This window comes from Methylophaga sulfidovorans (genome assembly GCF_900114205.1).
Lineage (GTDB): Bacteria > Pseudomonadota > Gammaproteobacteria > Nitrosococcales > Methylophagaceae > Methylophaga > Methylophaga sulfidovorans.
Window position 1 is genome coordinate 135,016 of record NZ_FOSH01000007.1, and the last position, 15,839, is coordinate 150,854.

At 43.6% G+C, this 15,839-nt stretch carries 12 protein-coding genes; all 12 read right to left on the bottom strand.

Annotated features, from left to right (window positions below; genetic code table 11):
* Positions 1-23: 23 nt before the first annotated feature.
* Complete coding sequence (fae, locus tag BM232_RS07655) at positions 24-584, bottom strand: formaldehyde-activating enzyme (RefSeq protein WP_281248282.1); 561 nt, start codon at positions 582-584, stop codon at positions 24-26.
* 61 nt (positions 585-645) lie between these two features.
* A complete protein-coding gene (locus BM232_RS07660; RefSeq protein ID WP_091713101.1) occupies positions 646-1,536 on the bottom strand; it encodes a triphosphoribosyl-dephospho-CoA synthase in 891 nt (296 codons plus the stop codon).
* A complete protein-coding gene (locus BM232_RS07665; protein ID WP_091713103.1) occupies positions 1,526-2,440 on the bottom strand; it encodes an ATP-grasp domain-containing protein in 915 nt (304 codons plus the stop codon). Before BM232_RS07665 ends, BM232_RS07660 begins: the two co-directional genes overlap by 11 nt.
* A gap of 6 nt (positions 2,441-2,446) precedes the next feature.
* Complete coding sequence (mch, locus tag BM232_RS07670) at positions 2,447-3,430, bottom strand: methenyltetrahydromethanopterin cyclohydrolase (RefSeq protein WP_091713105.1); 984 nt, start codon at positions 3,428-3,430, stop codon at positions 2,447-2,449.
* Positions 3,431-3,506: 76 nt separating this feature from the next.
* Positions 3,507-4,730 carry a multifunctional CCA addition/repair protein gene (locus BM232_RS07675; RefSeq protein WP_091713108.1) on the bottom strand — a complete coding sequence of 408 codons (1,224 nt, stop codon included), beginning with the start codon at positions 4,728-4,730 and terminating at the stop codon, positions 3,507-3,509.
* Between the two features lie 16 nt (positions 4,731-4,746).
* Positions 4,747-6,669, bottom strand: coding sequence for a transglycosylase SLT domain-containing protein (locus BM232_RS07680; protein ID WP_091713110.1), 1,923 nt, complete (start codon positions 6,667-6,669; stop codon positions 4,747-4,749).
* A gap of 111 nt (positions 6,670-6,780) precedes the next feature.
* Positions 6,781-7,251: a hypothetical protein gene (locus tag BM232_RS07685; protein ID WP_091713113.1), complete on the bottom strand. Its 471-nt coding sequence runs from the start codon at positions 7,249-7,251 to the stop codon at positions 6,781-6,783.
* The gene (locus tag BM232_RS07690; RefSeq protein WP_091713115.1) at positions 7,252-13,152 is read right to left on the bottom strand and encodes a hybrid sensor histidine kinase/response regulator; all 5,901 of its coding nucleotides are present in this window, start codon (positions 13,150-13,152) and stop codon (positions 7,252-7,254) included.
* Between the two features lie 23 nt (positions 13,153-13,175).
* Positions 13,176-14,441: a methyl-accepting chemotaxis protein gene (locus BM232_RS07695; RefSeq protein ID WP_091713118.1), complete on the bottom strand. Its 1,266-nt coding sequence runs from the start codon at positions 14,439-14,441 to the stop codon at positions 13,176-13,178.
* A gap of 24 nt (positions 14,442-14,465) precedes the next feature.
* Positions 14,466-15,014, bottom strand: coding sequence for a chemotaxis protein CheW (locus tag BM232_RS07700; RefSeq protein WP_091713120.1), 549 nt, complete (start codon positions 15,012-15,014; stop codon positions 14,466-14,468).
* A 2-nt stretch (positions 15,015-15,016) separates the two neighbouring features.
* Positions 15,017-15,382 (bottom strand): twitching motility response regulator PilH, encoded by a 366-nt coding sequence (gene pilH / locus BM232_RS07705; protein WP_091713127.1) that lies wholly within the window; start codon positions 15,380-15,382, stop codon positions 15,017-15,019.
* A gap of 3 nt (positions 15,383-15,385) precedes the next feature.
* Complete coding sequence (locus tag BM232_RS07710; protein ID WP_040576291.1) at positions 15,386-15,757, bottom strand: response regulator; 372 nt, start codon at positions 15,755-15,757, stop codon at positions 15,386-15,388.
* Positions 15,758-15,839: the final 82 nt, after the last annotated feature.

Consider the following 15,839-nt stretch of genomic DNA (forward strand, 5'->3'; position numbering starts at 1 on the left):
GTGATGTATGAATTGCTTAAATCTTACTTAGCACCGAATGGGTGTTCGCTAGATTTGTATTGTGCAACAACGTCAGCCGCTTTAGGCTCACGAGCAATTGCACGTTTAATAGCTTCTTTAGTAGCGCGATAGTTCCAATCTTGGATTTTTTCATCGCTATCTGCAGTTGGAGAGATGAATACACCAACGCAAATGAAGCAATCATCAGCTTCACCAGCTGGGATTGTGCCATCTTCAACACATTCAGCAACAGCAAGTGAAACACCACGCTGTGCTGGGCCGAACATTTGAACGGCTTGTTTCATGTTTTTGATGGTGACTTTGTTGAACATTACAGTTGCTGGCTTAACCATTAGGTTAGGTGCAACAACAGCCAACAAGCCATTAACCCCTTGTTTCTGGTCGGTGAGTGTACGGCAGAAAGCATCTTCTGCTGCTGAGCCACGTGGGCCCATGATTAAGTCAATGTGAGCTACGTTGTCTAAGTCACCATCTTCGATGACCAATGATTCACCTACAAGTACGCGATCGATAACTGGCATGTTATATTTTCCTGTTCCAAAAAAATTGTCAAAAAGGCTCATTTTTTTCCCTCCTTATTGTGAAAGGAAGGGTTTATACGTAATAAAGGAACGTATCACCTGCTCAGTGCCGTCCGCTAAATGCTTCGTGGTACTGAAATTCATTAAAAGAAAGCTGTCGACCAAACCTGTGCAGTAACAATGTTGCTGCGATGAGGTCTGCCGATGTTCCCGGGTTAATTGCTTTCTCTTTTAATTCTTTGTCCCAGAGAGAGAGTGCATCAAAATGGGTGTCTAATCTACCCGTTTCTTCTATTTGGATCACAAACTGCTTTGCTCTCTCACTGACTTTGGTTGCCAGCGCAGTGGATTGCTTACGGGATATCAAGCTATCCAACGCCTTCGATAACAACTTAAGATACGCGAAAGCCGTTGCCCATTCAACACTTTCCCCAGAATTTATCGCTTTTGTCAATGCTGGCAAACTCAGATCCCATAGCGTCTTGAAATTATTGACATATTGCTGGGCAATTTGATCACGGTTTTTTGCTAAATCCATTGCTTCAAGCAAGGTAATGGTTGGCACTGCGCTGATATCATGCTCATCTTCTTTACCTAGCCCTCCCGCTTCAGCCAAACGTATTGCTTCGTAGCAATGAATTGCATCGTTAACTGTCAGATTACTGAGTACGACTTGGAGTTGTTGTGGAAGTTCGTCAAGTGATTGACAGGATTGAACAGCCTGACAAAGCGGCGCAAAGAGCAAAACGATGCCTAAATTGGTATTGCAGTTAACAACCCGCCGCGTTGCCTGCACCGATTGCAAAATACGCTCGCCTACAGTCAAGCCAGGTTTCGCCATAATGGGTGCAATTGCATGAGCACTTTTAATAAAATCTTCCACCACCATATTATGACCATCACTGATGACATTGACGTTACCAGGTTTGGGCGCTAATACTTCTTGCTGACAAGCCCAGAAGACAGCTTCTTTGATATCTGATTCAGAGAGCATGAGTTGCTTGTTTCTGCTCTATCCGTCTGATTAATGCTTGTGCTAAGTGTAGAGCAACATCAACGCCAGTGGCTTGATAGAGGCCTTTCCATGCTGGAACACTATTGACTTCCAGTACAGTAAATTGGCCGTCTTTATCACGAATAAGATCAACGCCAGCGTAATCTGCATTCACTGCTGCTGTGGCTTTTATAGCTAACTGTTTCATCTCGTCAGTAACGGTTGTAGCAAAACAGCTGGCACCCTGAGCAAAATTGGTGATCCATTTGTTTGAACGTCGGCTCATTGCCGCACAGACTTCGTTATCGATGACCAATAAACGCCAGTCCTGCCAGATTCCTTCATGCTCTGGTGCAATATATTCCTGAAGGTAATAAGCGTCTCCGACAGGAGCGAGCTGTTCAAACTGGACCAACTCTTCGATTAAGGTGATGCCTTTACCCTGACAACCGAACAGCGGTTTCATCACGATTTTATTACCCATATTCAATTCGCGGGTAATGATCTGCTTTGCCATACTGCTGTCTTCGCATGCCCAGGTTCTAGGGGTGCTCAGTCCTGCCTGATATAAACGTAATGATGTTCTGGCTTTATCTACCGTATATTCGATGGCTGTTGCCGGATTAAATACAGGAATACCCAGTTCAGCCAGTGTGTGCAAAACATCCATGCGAAGGGTGATTTGTTCCAGAAATCCTGGTGCAATTCCACGAACCATCGCGGCAGCTGGTAGCTCATTATCAAATCCTGGAATATACAAGCCCGTTGGGGAATCAAGATCAATACGGCAGGCGGCTAGGTCTGTTAATACGGTATCAACACCAAGCTGGCTCAATGAACGCGTTAATTGTTCACTGTGCCAGCCATGTGTGTCGTTAAAAATAACAAGGCGATTTGTCGCCATAGATAATTAAAGTCCGAAAGAAAGGTTAAGTAATTCCTGATTCAGCTCACCGGCAGTGAAGCTTTTACCTGTTTGGGTACTGGTCACAATGACTTTACCGGGGCTGAATAGCATGCCATCAATTTTGAAGAAGTCGTATTCGTATGACTTAAAGATATCAGCAAAAGGTCGACCATAATCAGAAGATGTATTGCTTGGCATTTTTTCAGCCAGATCTTTTGCTTCTTCATCGCTGGCATCAACGAATAAATGTACCTGACCACCAAACAGAATAGCGTCATTTGTGCGGCCCATGGCTGTCATAAAGTCGCCACCTGGTGGTGCAACAGGTGTTGAGCCATAACCATCAACAATTTTTTCTAATGGGAAATGTAGTTCGTGTGCTTTATGCATGGCCACTTCCAGTACACGAATGGCAATTTGCATTACACCTGCCAGACTGGATGTTGGTGTCAGGATAAAGGTTAGATTTTCTGGTTTGATACCACAATTATCAGCCACTTTTTCAGCCACTTCTACAGGCGGGAAACTATCCACTTCGAGAACGATGACGGTTGATTCTGCTTCGTCTTTATAAGCAAATTCTTTGAAAATTTCTTCTCTTGCTGCCAGCGCACGACCAGGGCCTGAACCTAAAGCAAAAAACTTACTGTCTTCACTTTTGTGAGATAAGCTCCATCCTGCATATTGGCTACCAAGGCAACTTAATACCGGTGTTTTGGCATGAACATTAACCGACCACGGCCAGTTAGAAAAACCACTGTTAGTCCCAAGTGTGGCTGTACCAAGACCACCCATACAAATTTCACCAATAAGACGTCCAGCTTCCAGACCGCCTTTACAGTTGATACCGGCATCAACGACGCGGGTGCCATTGCTTAATGTGCTGATTTCAAGTTGCAAGGCTTCAGCATTATTAATCAATGCATCCACAAGAGGTTGGCAGGCAGCGTTTACACTGGTCCATTTTGCTGAAATGTCTGTGCTCATTGTAACGTCCTATAGGTAGAGTCGAAAAAAAGTTGCTTAGATTATACGTGATGAATGGTTCGCTTATGCAAGGCCATCACCTTGTACGATAGGTTGATAACACGCCTTCAATAGCATCACATCGATGCTGACGTATGGCCTGTTTGATTTGTTCGCCAGCCAAACCTTCTTCAAGTAATGGTTTGACATCGACCTGTGCCGCTTGTTGAAAGCATTCTGAAAAGGCCTTTTTTTCAGGATAATCGGCCGTTTCATAACCGGGGCGACCACGAAAATCTGCTTCACCAGCAAGTAAAAACTGTTCAAAGCGTTGAGGACGGCGAAAGCTGTCCAGACCTTCGATTACATCTAAAACTCTTGCCGCATCCAGTTCAAATAATAAGTGAACATCCGTGTGGTATTCCGCTACTTTTGCGGCAAGTGTGGCGATAACTTTGGGTACTCGTAAACGTTGGCATAACTTTTCAGTAAGCGCTATGCTGCTCGCTTCATGACCGGCATGACTGGGGAGGATGTCTTTTGGCGTTAAACCTTTGCCTAAGTCATGACATAAGGCTGAGAATCTGACGGCGAGATCATCAGTTAATTTTGCGGCCTGATCGATCACCATCATCACATGAATACCGGTATCGACTTCAGGATGCCATTTTGGAATTTGCGGGACACCAAAGAGGCGATCCACTTCAGGGAATAAACTTGAAAGGGCATCTACCTGTCGCAGGCTGGTGAAAAAGACAGATGGCTGGTCAGTTTGTAATGCTTTTGATAATTCTTGCCAGACTCGCTCAGCAACAAGGTGTTCTAATTCTCCACTGCTCACCATTTGTCTGATGAGCTGTTGTGTTTCTCCCGCAATGGCAAAATTAAACCGTGCAGCAAAGCGGGCGATACGCAGAACTCTGACAGGATCTTCAACAAAAGCAGGGGAGACGTGACGGAGAATCCCCTTTTCTAGGTCTTTTATACCATTAAAGGGATCGATAATATTGCCATCAACCGATTCCGCAATAGCATTAATAGTGAGATCCCTGCGAGCAAGATCTTCTTCCAGCGTGACCTCTGGTGATGCATAGACAGTAAAACCCTGATAACCGTGGCCGGACTTTCGCTCAGTTCGGGCAAGTGCATACTCTTCCTGAGTTTTCGGGTGAAGGAAAACAGGAAAATCTTTACCGACGGGTTTGTATCCCTTTTCTAACATATAGTCGGTGGTGGCGCCGACCACAACCCAGTCACGATCTTTGACTGGTTTTCCCAGCAGTTTGTCCCGAACACAACCGCCAACAAGATAAGTTTGTATGGTGTCGATAACGACCTTACTCCGATTTTACTTTAGGCATTCTTTCTGACAATGGTTTAATAGATTGGTTACGCTGGCTATCAAAAATAGCAGCGTAGCTCATCACTGTCTGAACATAATGCCGCGTTTCATTAAAGGGAATATTTTCAGCCCATATATCTGCATCAAGCGAACTGTCTGGCAACCAGTTGTTCACGCGATGTGGTCCGGCATTGTAGGCTGCAGTTGCCAGCACCGGGTTTTTCTGGTTTTCGTCATACATACGGCGTAAATAGGCACTGCCAAGTTCGATATTACGTTCCGGACGGTATAACTCACTAATTTGTTTAAGTGGGCGATTAATAATTTTGGAGATTAATCGGCCGGTATCGGGCATTAATTGCATAAGTCCCATCGCACCGGCATGTGATCTGGCTTCAGGGTTAAATGCACTTTCCTGACGGGCAATCGCTAACAACCAGGATGGGTCCAGCCCCTGAGCTTTTCCAGCTTGTAACATGGCATCGTCATAGACAACAGGGAAACGTAAGTCCAATGCATCCCAATATTGGGCTTTGCCTAATAAGGCGATGGTTTGATTGTGCCAGCCCCATTCATGGGTGATCATAGCGATCATCTGCAGCTCGCGATCTGGTCGTGTTTGTTTCAGATGATAGGCTTCCCGGCGTGCTTCCAAGTGCATATCTTGCAGAAAAAACTCATGTAAACGTTGAATAGCAGGTTGTTTTCTCAATGCTGCCATTTCTTCTTTACTGACCGGTATTGGCCGATGATTCATTTTATAAGGCTGGGTTAAGTGGTCAGAAGCAAGAAACGAATAATAGTCACGTTTGCCAAGAATGGCTGAAAAAGTCTGATTAGCAGCTGCTTTTTGTCCCAGTGCTTCCTGACTTCTACCTAGCCAATACTGCCAACGTGTTGAGCCCAGTTCATCAATATTCATTAGCTTGATGGCTTTCTCAACAGCTTTCCAGTCTTTTTGCCATAAGGCCGCGCGCGCCTGCCATTCACCGCCAGGGATATTGCCGAAATAAGTCAGTGCATTTTTATCACGGTTAAGTGCTGCCCATTTACCAATGGCTTTTCTGGCTTCAATGATATCTTGTTGGGTAAATTGGTAACGAGGTTTGATGTTCAACCAACTGTTGAAAGCTTGTTCTGGCGAGCGTCTGGCCAGTCGTTGTATACCATGAATAATGATTTCACGGTTAAGCGCATTATCTGTGCTTAACATATTGTTTTTTGTCAGGCCATTCAATACAGGAAGAGGATTATCATGAATGGACTGCCATTGTTTTACTAATAGCTGATTCTGTGCGGGATTGGCAGTTGATTTGGCTAAGTAACTGGCCATAGAAAACTGATTATCTCGAAGTGCTAGCATCATACGTTGATGACGTAGATCGCTATTTAATAACCCCGCTGCTTCCCAGGCTGAAAACACTGGATCACAGGCTTTTTCCTGAGAGCGAGGAACAAGCCATAACTCCGGTGTCTGTTCGAATGCTTTTTGTTTTTGGCCGGTGGCCAGTAAAGCTTGCAGGTAATAACATTGTCTTGCTGCTGTTTGCGGTGCCTGATAAAAGCTCAGATAATCCGTCCATCTTTTTTGCTGAGCTAATTTATTTAACCAAAAGTTACGTAAGCGTTCTGCATAAAAGCTGCCATCTTCTTTTGTCAGAAATTGACGTACCGAGGCATTACTCGCCTGATTGAGTCGGCCATTGAGGTAAAGGTACTGTAGATAACCTTGTAATGGATAGCCATCCAGTTGTTTATAGAGCGCTTGGTAACGCGAGAGCTGATTATCCTGTAATGCTTTTTTGGCCTGCTGGAATACTTGGCGCTGCTTTGCGAGTTGTGCAGCATTATCGCTATAAGCCAGAGGACTTAACAGCAGACAAAGAATAAAAAACGGCAGTGTTTTGAGTAGTTTCATACCTACTATGTTAAACCATATATACAAACAAAATCAGCCCATCAATAAATAAAAAAAGAAGTGCGATTGACGGTATTAATCGAAGGACCGTTTTTAATCGTTTCAGTCTAATTAACTTACGTTCTTGATGGCCATTTCAAGGCTATCAAGATGGGGGATGAATGCGACTTTATTACCGATTTTAATCTGACAATATAAAAACTCTGAAGCATGCTGATCATGCGTCATTTTTAACGCTGACGCATTTAATGTGATGAGTTGTGGTGAGCCTGTACATGGAATAGCGTAAAAACCAATATCTGCTTCAGCATTAATGCCTTCGATAATACATAGTTTATTGGCCGGATAAACCATTTCCACATCCTGTGCTAACAAAGTTTCAAGATCGACAACAGCCAGCGATTTTTGTTGCCAATCAACCCATTCCAACCATGGTGTTGTTTTTGCTGATGATTGGTTAATGGTGGCTTTAGGAATGACTTCAGTAATCGTACTGTTCGGCAGCAGCAGATAATGCTTTTGCAATGGAATCAGCATGCAATGAATAAATTGGGCTTGAGCTGTTTTTTCCATATCTGACATCTACTGTGTAGGTTCCTGAAAATTGGTGTTACCGAGCAGTTTTTGCATCTGCCATATCAGCTCTTCTTCTTGATATGGTTTCCCCAGGTAAGCATTTACACCTATTTCCAGTGCTCTTTCACGGTGCTTATTGCCTGTTCTGGAGGTAATCATGATGATGGGAAGATGTCTGAATTCTTTATCGTTCCGAACTATGGATGCGAACTCAAACCCATCCATACGAGGCATTTCAACGTCTAACAGAATAATGTCTGGCTTTTGTTCATGTAATTGCGATAGAGCATCCACGCCATCACGGGCTGTCATAACCTCAAAACCAATTCGACGTAATAAATTGCCTGTGGCTTTTCTCATGGTAATCGAGTCGTCAACCACCATTGCCGTAGGTAATCTATCCTGTAATTGTTCTAACTCGCGCTCAAGATTAATCGCATCGTCAGTATCCAGTGAGATATGTTGACTGCTATCCATTAATGTTGGGATATCCAGAATAAATACCACACGACCATCACCCAGAATGGTGGCGCCATTAATCGCTGAAATATGACCAAGCTGAGTACCGACAGACTTAATGACAATCTCACGGTTACTCACAATATCATCAACTAACAGAGCAATGCGCAAATCACCAGAACGGAACAACAGTAACGGCATTTGATACTTTAAGTTATCTGATAACGATAATGGTTTGCCCAGTAATGAACTAAGAGGCATAAACCGATATTTCTCTCCATGGAAATCATAGTGCGGTTTATGTGTACCTAACATCAGTTTGATATCACGTACGCTAATGCGCTCGCCAGCATTTATTGTGTTAAGCGGCAATGCATATTGCTCATCCTGAACACGAATGAGCAGGGCTTGAATGACTGATAAAGTCAGAGGCAGGCGAATGGTAAAAGTGCTGCCTTTGCCTTGTTCAGACTTGATGCTCAGACGACCTTTCATGCCTCGAATTTCATTACTGACGACATCCATGCCCACACCACGGCCAGCCAGTTGAGAAACATTGTCTGCGGTGCTGAAACCAGAGCTGAGAATCAGCTGAGTCAGCTCATCGTCCGTTGGCATATCATCATGGCTGATGAGGTTCATCGACAATGCTTTTTCACGCACCTTATCAAGATTGATGCCTTGTCCGTCATCGCTGATATTGATGACAATCTCAGAACCTTCACGTGTGATCACCAAGGACAACAGGCCATTGGCAGATTTGCCATTATTCGTACGCTCATCGCTGTACTCAATACCATGAGCAATAGCGTTACGAAGAATATGCTCCAGTGGTGCGACAAGCCGATCAAGAATGGTTCTGTCTATATCAAGTTCTGATCCACGAATTTTTAATTCCACTTTTTTGCTCAGCTCTGATGCTGTTTGTCTGACAATCCGCTCCAGCCTGCCAACGATACCGCTAAAAGGGAGTAGTCGTGTCGTCATCAAGCCTTGCTGTAAGTCAGTATTAAGGCGAGACTGTTGAAGTAAGATGGCATCAGTCTCTCTTACCAGCGTGTCCATGGAGTGACTGATGTCATGCAAGTCGATAACACTTTCTGTCAGACCACGTGACAGTTGTTGAATCATCGAAAAGCGATCTAATTCCAGTGGATCAAAGTCAGATTCGTTTTTGATCCGTTCATCTTCGTAACGGAAAAGAATCTGGGTTTCAGTTTCAATCTCTAAATTACGTAACTGATCATGCAGGCGAGAAACGGTTTCTTCCATTTCATGAAGCTGCTGACGAAGCGCAATATGTTGTTGTGTTACACGGTCACGAGAAATACTCACTTCACCAGCAAAATTCGTCAGATAATCCAGAAGATCTGCTCTCACCCTGACTTGTTCTACATGTTGCGGAGTGACGGGGTGATCTGTCTGAGGTGGCGTGACAGGTAAAATATCGGCTGAGCTATCAGCATGATCTGCTTGTTTAACTTTTTCTGGTGCAGGCAACGGCCTGTCTTCAATATGTAAATCCTGACCTTGTGTACGTGCAGTGATTTCTGCAATCAGTGATAAAGCTGTTTTGACTGCTTGTTGATTAGCTAACTGCTCCTGCATTTCAGCCAATTTATCCTGACAGCGCTGTAATAAATCAAAGAAGTCTTCATCTGCTTCTTGTAAACCATCACTGACTGCCAGCACTAAGGTTTCGATCTGGTGAGTCAGATCGGCCATAGGCGTAATGCCCGTTAATCTGGCGCCACCTTTTAGTGTATGTAGATCACGTTGAAGCTGTAATGTGTCCTGTTCAGTATGGGTATTACTTACCCAGGCTTTGATGATTTGACGACTGGAGTCAAGCAGCTCTTGTGCTTCAGCAGCAAAGGCGGATAACAAGTCATCATCCACATCGGTAGGAAGTGCATAGTCCGTTTCGTCTATATCTATACCATTTTGATGCTGCGCTTTTTGCGTTAGATAACTATCAACACGAGCAGGAAAATCGGAGGATGTGGATAGCGGCTTATTTTGCAACAAGCTTTCAATAAACTGATTAAGCTGTTCGTATCCCTGTTCAAGTAAGGCATTTAAACCCATATCCTGAGGATGGCAGTGATTGATAAGTTTACTAAGACTGGCATAGGTATTGGCAATCAATCTTTGTTGTGCATCCGATGCCGTTTGTTCCAACTGGCTGAGTGTTGCTGTTATTGCTGTAATATTTTCCTGATCCGATGGAACCTGTTGCCATTGTTTTAACTGTTTTGTGTAATCTTCAAGAAGCTCGTCTGTTTCTTCTAACAGGGTCATTAAAAATTCAGGATCAATGACAGGCGCATGCACACTTTCACCTGATGGCATCAGCTCTGAAATGTATGATGATAATTCAATAAGATCAGGTTGTTGACCTTCTCCGGTAATATGGTGAAGTACTTGATCAAAGCCTTCTACCACATGATTCATTAATTTCATCTGATGATTGTCTAACACCACATCATTCATATGAAGCTGTTTGACGGCTTGATCCATTTCTGTCGCGATCATCGCCATTGCTTTAATGCCAGCAATATTGGCACAACCTTTTAGTGAATGAACCGAACGTAAGACCGGAGAGGTAATTTGTCTTGAGAAAGCAATATCGTTGAGACTTTGTTTAAGGTTGGCGATATGCTGTTTAGCTTCAGCAACAAAGATAGATAATAATTCGTTATCTTCTTCGTCAACAATTTCATCGGCTTCTACTTCTGATAATGTTTTTGCTTTTATGTATTCAGAAACACCGGTATTTTTCTGTCCAAGTTCAATAATGTAATGGTCAACAGAGCTTAATGATGTTTGTGTTGTCAGCGTTGACTGCTCGGAGCGGAAGGCGTCGATTTCTTTCAGTCTATTCTGTTGTGAAATATAACGTTCAACACCGGTTTGTTGAGGTTTTTCAGGTGATTGTTGTTTCGACGCCAGTCTCTGAATGTATTTTTCAACGCTTGTCGCAGTATTGCTTAGGTTTTGCTCAGTGCCCCATTTATTGCGAATATAACGCTCAACGCTAGTCGGAATATTGGCATCTATTTCAAAGAGCGGTTTTGCTGGGAATTTCTGAGCATCTTGTTGTGTCTGATAAGCCGCTAGAACAATGTCCAGTCTTGCGTCATCTCTAGCTTTACGAATTTGGATATAGCGTTCAACAGAAGTAAGACGATCCTGTTCAGATTGTGCTTTTGCTTCTTTCAATAAAGGGTTGAGACAGGTTTCTTTTAATTCATACAGCGCATTAATGTTGTCAGGTGTGCTGATATCAGCTTGTGTGAAACGTGCTAATAATTCGGGCAATAGCTGGTAACTCTCTTGCACCAGTTTTTTCACCAGATGATTATCATCACGACTGCCTTCAATCACATGATTTAATACATCTTCAACAGCCCAGCAGAGCTCTGCAATGACGGTGGCATTGGCCATTCGGCCACTGCCTTTAAGCGTATGAAAATGACGGCGGGTTTCTGCCAGCGCTATCTGATCGTTTTCATTAATCCAGGCGGGGATCTGTCGTGCTAACTCTTGTAAAACTTCTGTAGCTTCTTCGATAAATATTTCAGCTACTTCTCTGTCTATCCCTCCAGCAAATTGCCAAAGATCAGCAGAAGGTAAATTGCTGTGTGTTGTCTCATCTGAAACCGGATTGCTTGGCTCTTCTTCGAGTAAACTGAGTGGCGTCTCATCATCAGTGAAAGATAAGGCTGGCTCAGCATCTAACATGATAAGCTCAACAGCCTCTTCAGTAGGATCTGCAGCAGTCTCTTGCGGCGTTATCTCTGTTTCGACTGTGAATTCAGGTTCAACAGGTGATTCGCTGACATCATCAAATTCATGCAGCTTTGTTTTTGCAGTTAATAAATACTCATCATCAGCATGGCCGTGATGACGAATGCCTTCCATGTATAGTTCACAACAGGCAATGATATCCGCAAGCTCTTGTAATTTAGCAGCAGAAAATTCTTTGTTACCTACGTTATATTCAGACAACGTATCCGATGTCAGCTGGATGATTTCTGCTGCGGTACCCTGATTCAGCATATCTAGACTGCCAGCTATCAGAATGAGCTGTTGTTCTGTATCGCCCAGTCCATCCACATATCGCTCGGACTTTTCCATCAAAGTCAGTGTTTCTTTGATGTTAGCTAACTCGAGTAAACATTCAGACATCACTGACTGACGTAATTGATCATTAACGTTAGCCTGTGTGGTTGACTGCAGTAATGATTCGGCCTGCAACAGGCTGTCAGCAAGCAGGGTTAAGTCATCGTCCTCAGGAAGATCACCTCTGTTTGTAATGGCATTAAGCTGTTCTACCTGATGGTGTAATAAATTACTGGCTTCGTACTCTGCAAGTAAGGCCAATGTGTCGGACATGCTTTGTAGCTGTTTTGTCGTCGATTCGATGGTTTCAGCAGTGATGTCATTATCGTGCACATGTTGATCAAGCTGATCTTTAATATCCTGTAGCTGCTCGAGTAAAGCCAGATGTGCATCGCCTAATGCATTATCACTCATGCCATAGATACGTGAGCGTTGATCAAAGAAATAGAGCTGTAAAGTGGCTTTTAACAGTGTGACATTAGGGCCACGGCTGCTGGCTCTGGCGATAGCGAGGAGTAATTGCTTTTCCAGTTCTTCAGGGAAATTTAACTGTAATGCCGCTTCACCCGATTCACTATGTTGCTTGATCGGCTGAACCAGTTTGCCCATTAATGGTTTTATCTGGCCGGCAGAGGTCAGGCCTTGGTGTTCAATAGCTTCAATGAAAGCTTCAGTCGTCCACCAGAATAAACAGACTTTTTCCTGGTGGCTGGATAATCGTAAGAAATGCACAATCGCATGCATTTGTCTCAAACTATCCTCATCCTGCTTACGTAACCACTGTAATAGCAATACTTGAAAAACATGACCCAGTTTATGCTGCTCAATTTTTAAGGCAGGAATTTTCCGTGTGGGGTTGGGCGCGATACTGTCTGGTAATACCACAGAGAAGCTCGGATTGAACATCTCCATTTCGGTTTTTGTTTCTGCCTTATACGCTTTTCTTAGTTCATTGATTAACTCCAGCAGTGCCAGAGGGTGATCCCGGAAGTCGTTATTCAGCAGTTTTAAATAATTAGGTAATAGCAATAGCGATTTTACAATGGCATCTTGTGCTGCAGATATATCTGTTACCTGATTATTCTGTAATGCTCGGACAGCTTTTTGGGTTTCTTCTGTCAGCATGGCTGCACCAGACATATTAATCATGTCCAGTGTGCCTTTTACCTGATACAGCGATTCGATGGTATCGGTGAGTAGTTTATCGTCAGCCTGACCATCGAGAAAATTATTCATGGCCGCCAAGGCATGAGCAAGCGACTGCTGCAATTCATCTTGCAGCCAGACTAATGCATCGTAATTGCCTTTGATGAGTTGTGCCATTAGATGACTTTCTCCAGATAAGCTTAGCGTGGCAGTTTGAAGCCAGAAACAGACTTACGCAGTTCGTTGGTTAATTCGAGTAGTCGACCAATTGAGGCTGCACTTTCGTTGGTACCAGTTGATGTCTGCATAGTGATTTCCTGAATAACATTCATGTTTTCAGACGTTGTCACAGCGGCTGTTGCCTGTTGTTTGGCATTATCAGAGATGTTGTTGATAAGCTCGGCCAATTGATGAGAAACGCTTTCAATCTGTTCAAGAGATGTACCGGCATCCTGTGATAGCTTAGCTCCAGCAACTACTTCAGTCGTACTTTGCTCCATAGAGCTGATCGCTTCGTTGGTGTCACTTTGAATTGTCTTAACCAGCGCATCAATCTGTCGGGTAGCATTACTAGAACGTTCCGCCAGACGCTGAACCTCGTCAGCAACGACCGCAAACCCACGACCTGCTTCACCTGCCATCGCAGCTTGAATAGCGGCGTTTAATGACAAGATATTGGTTTGCTCAGCGATATCGTTAATCAGTTCAACAATGTCGCCGATTTGTTGCGAGCTCTCACCCAACCGTTTAATCCGTTTTGATGTTTCCTGAATTTGTTCACGGATAGTATCCATACCGTGAATTGCTTTTTTCACCGCACCGTTACCCTGTATTGCCAGAGATACAGATTGTTTTGCCACGTCAGATGACTGGCTGGCACTTCGGGATACCTGTTCGATAGACCCTGCCATTTGAGTAATAGATGAACTTACTTCGGTAATTTGCTGGGCCTGATGCTCACTGGCATCAGTCAGGTGTAATGCTGTTGCCTGAGTTTCTTGTGCGGCAGAAGCTACTTGCATGGTGGTTGAGTTAATTTGCTCAACCAGGCTTCTTAATGCGTCAATGGTGTAGTTTACTGAGTCAGCGATAGCGCCGGTGATATCTTCAGTAACGGTTGCACTAACCGTGAGATCACCATCGGCCAGATCGCCCATTTCATCAAGTAAACGAAGAATGGCATCCTGATTATGGCGGTTTTGTAATTCCATTTTATCCAGTGAGACTTTTAACTGCTGGATAGTGGGGAAGCAGAGATTGATTGCTGCAAGGGTACTGAGAATAAATAACACACCGACCCCGATGACAACAAAGAGCAGGTTGGGATAGATAAGTGTATAAAACCCGGTAGCAATAAGAGCTAAACCTGCCAATGACAGAGCAAACAGCACGATAAAGGCTAGTAATCCTGGCCAGTTCTTACTGTTTTTCAGCGACGAAAATAAAAGCTTGCTGGTTGAGTTCATATATCTTGTCCTGATATCAAATTATTATGCGGCAGCATTAATAAACCTTTCATCTTCAATAAGTTTTGAAAAACTGAAAACGTCCCATTGTGTGTCTTGTTGATAAACCGTGCCGGTTAGATAAGGCGAAATATCTTTATGAGACGGTGTATTTATTTCATCCGGTTCACGTTGAAAATGTTTGAGCCCGTAAACTTCATCGACTAATAAACCGCTGTTGATATCAGCGTCATTAATTACGATGATGCGGCTGCGCTTAGAGACTCTGCTGGGTTTGTCGAGAAGATAATGCTTAAGATCCAGCACCGGCAATAATTCACCCCGCAGGTTCACAATACCAAATACCCATGACTTAGCTTTAGGAACAGCGGTGACATGTTCTGGTACTGGAAAAACTTCTCTTGAATCGTTTAACGGAATAACAAAGTGGTGATTAGCAACACGGAATCCAATAGCCGACCAACTTTGCCCAAGTGTTTCCTGCTGCGTTAAACCTGCGGCTTTCTGTCTACTGCGCCGTTCGATGTCCTGCAGTATGGCAATGATGTCTTCAGGTGATTGTGGTTGCATCATAGTCATTTATCCAGCAACGATTGAATCTGCTCAATGATCTCATCCTCTGAGACGGGTTTACCAAGATAGCCTTTTGCCCCTTGGCGAAGTCCCCACATCTTATCGGTTTCCTGATTTTTTGAGGAGACGATAATGATGGGAATGTGACGCGTGTCATCATCTCTGCTTAGAATACGTGTCGCCTGAAATCCATTTAGATTAGGCATCACCACATCCATCAATACTAAGTCGGGTTGCTCTGTCTGTGTGATACTAACTGCTTGTTCACCATCTTCGGCAACTAAAATCTGATGACCATGCTTTTCTAATAGTTTTTGTAGAACATAAACTTCAGTAGGAGAGTCGTCAGCGATTAAAATTCGAGCCATAAGCTAATTTGCGTCCTGAGTTTTTTCCAGCAAATGTGTTCGGATGGCACCGAGTAAGTCTTCACGAGTAAAAGGCTTGGTTAAATATTGTTCAGCCCCTACAACGCGCCCTTTTGCTCTATCAAATAAACCATCCTTGCTGGAGAGCATTACTACGGGTATGTCCCTAAATTTAGGGTTATTTTTAACTAATGCACAGGTCTGATATCCATCCAGTCGTGGCATCATAATGTCAATAAACAAAATATCTGGGTGATGAGCGCTGATAACGGGTAAAGCTTCAAATCCATTATCAGCCGTCAGTACATCACAACCAGCTTTTTTTAACAGTGTTTCAGCTGTGCGGCGAATGGTGTTACTGTCATCAATCACCATCACCTTTAGGCCGTTAAATTCGTTATCACTCTGGTTCACGACAATGCTATACCTGAATTATTTTATAATTGTAGTTCAGACG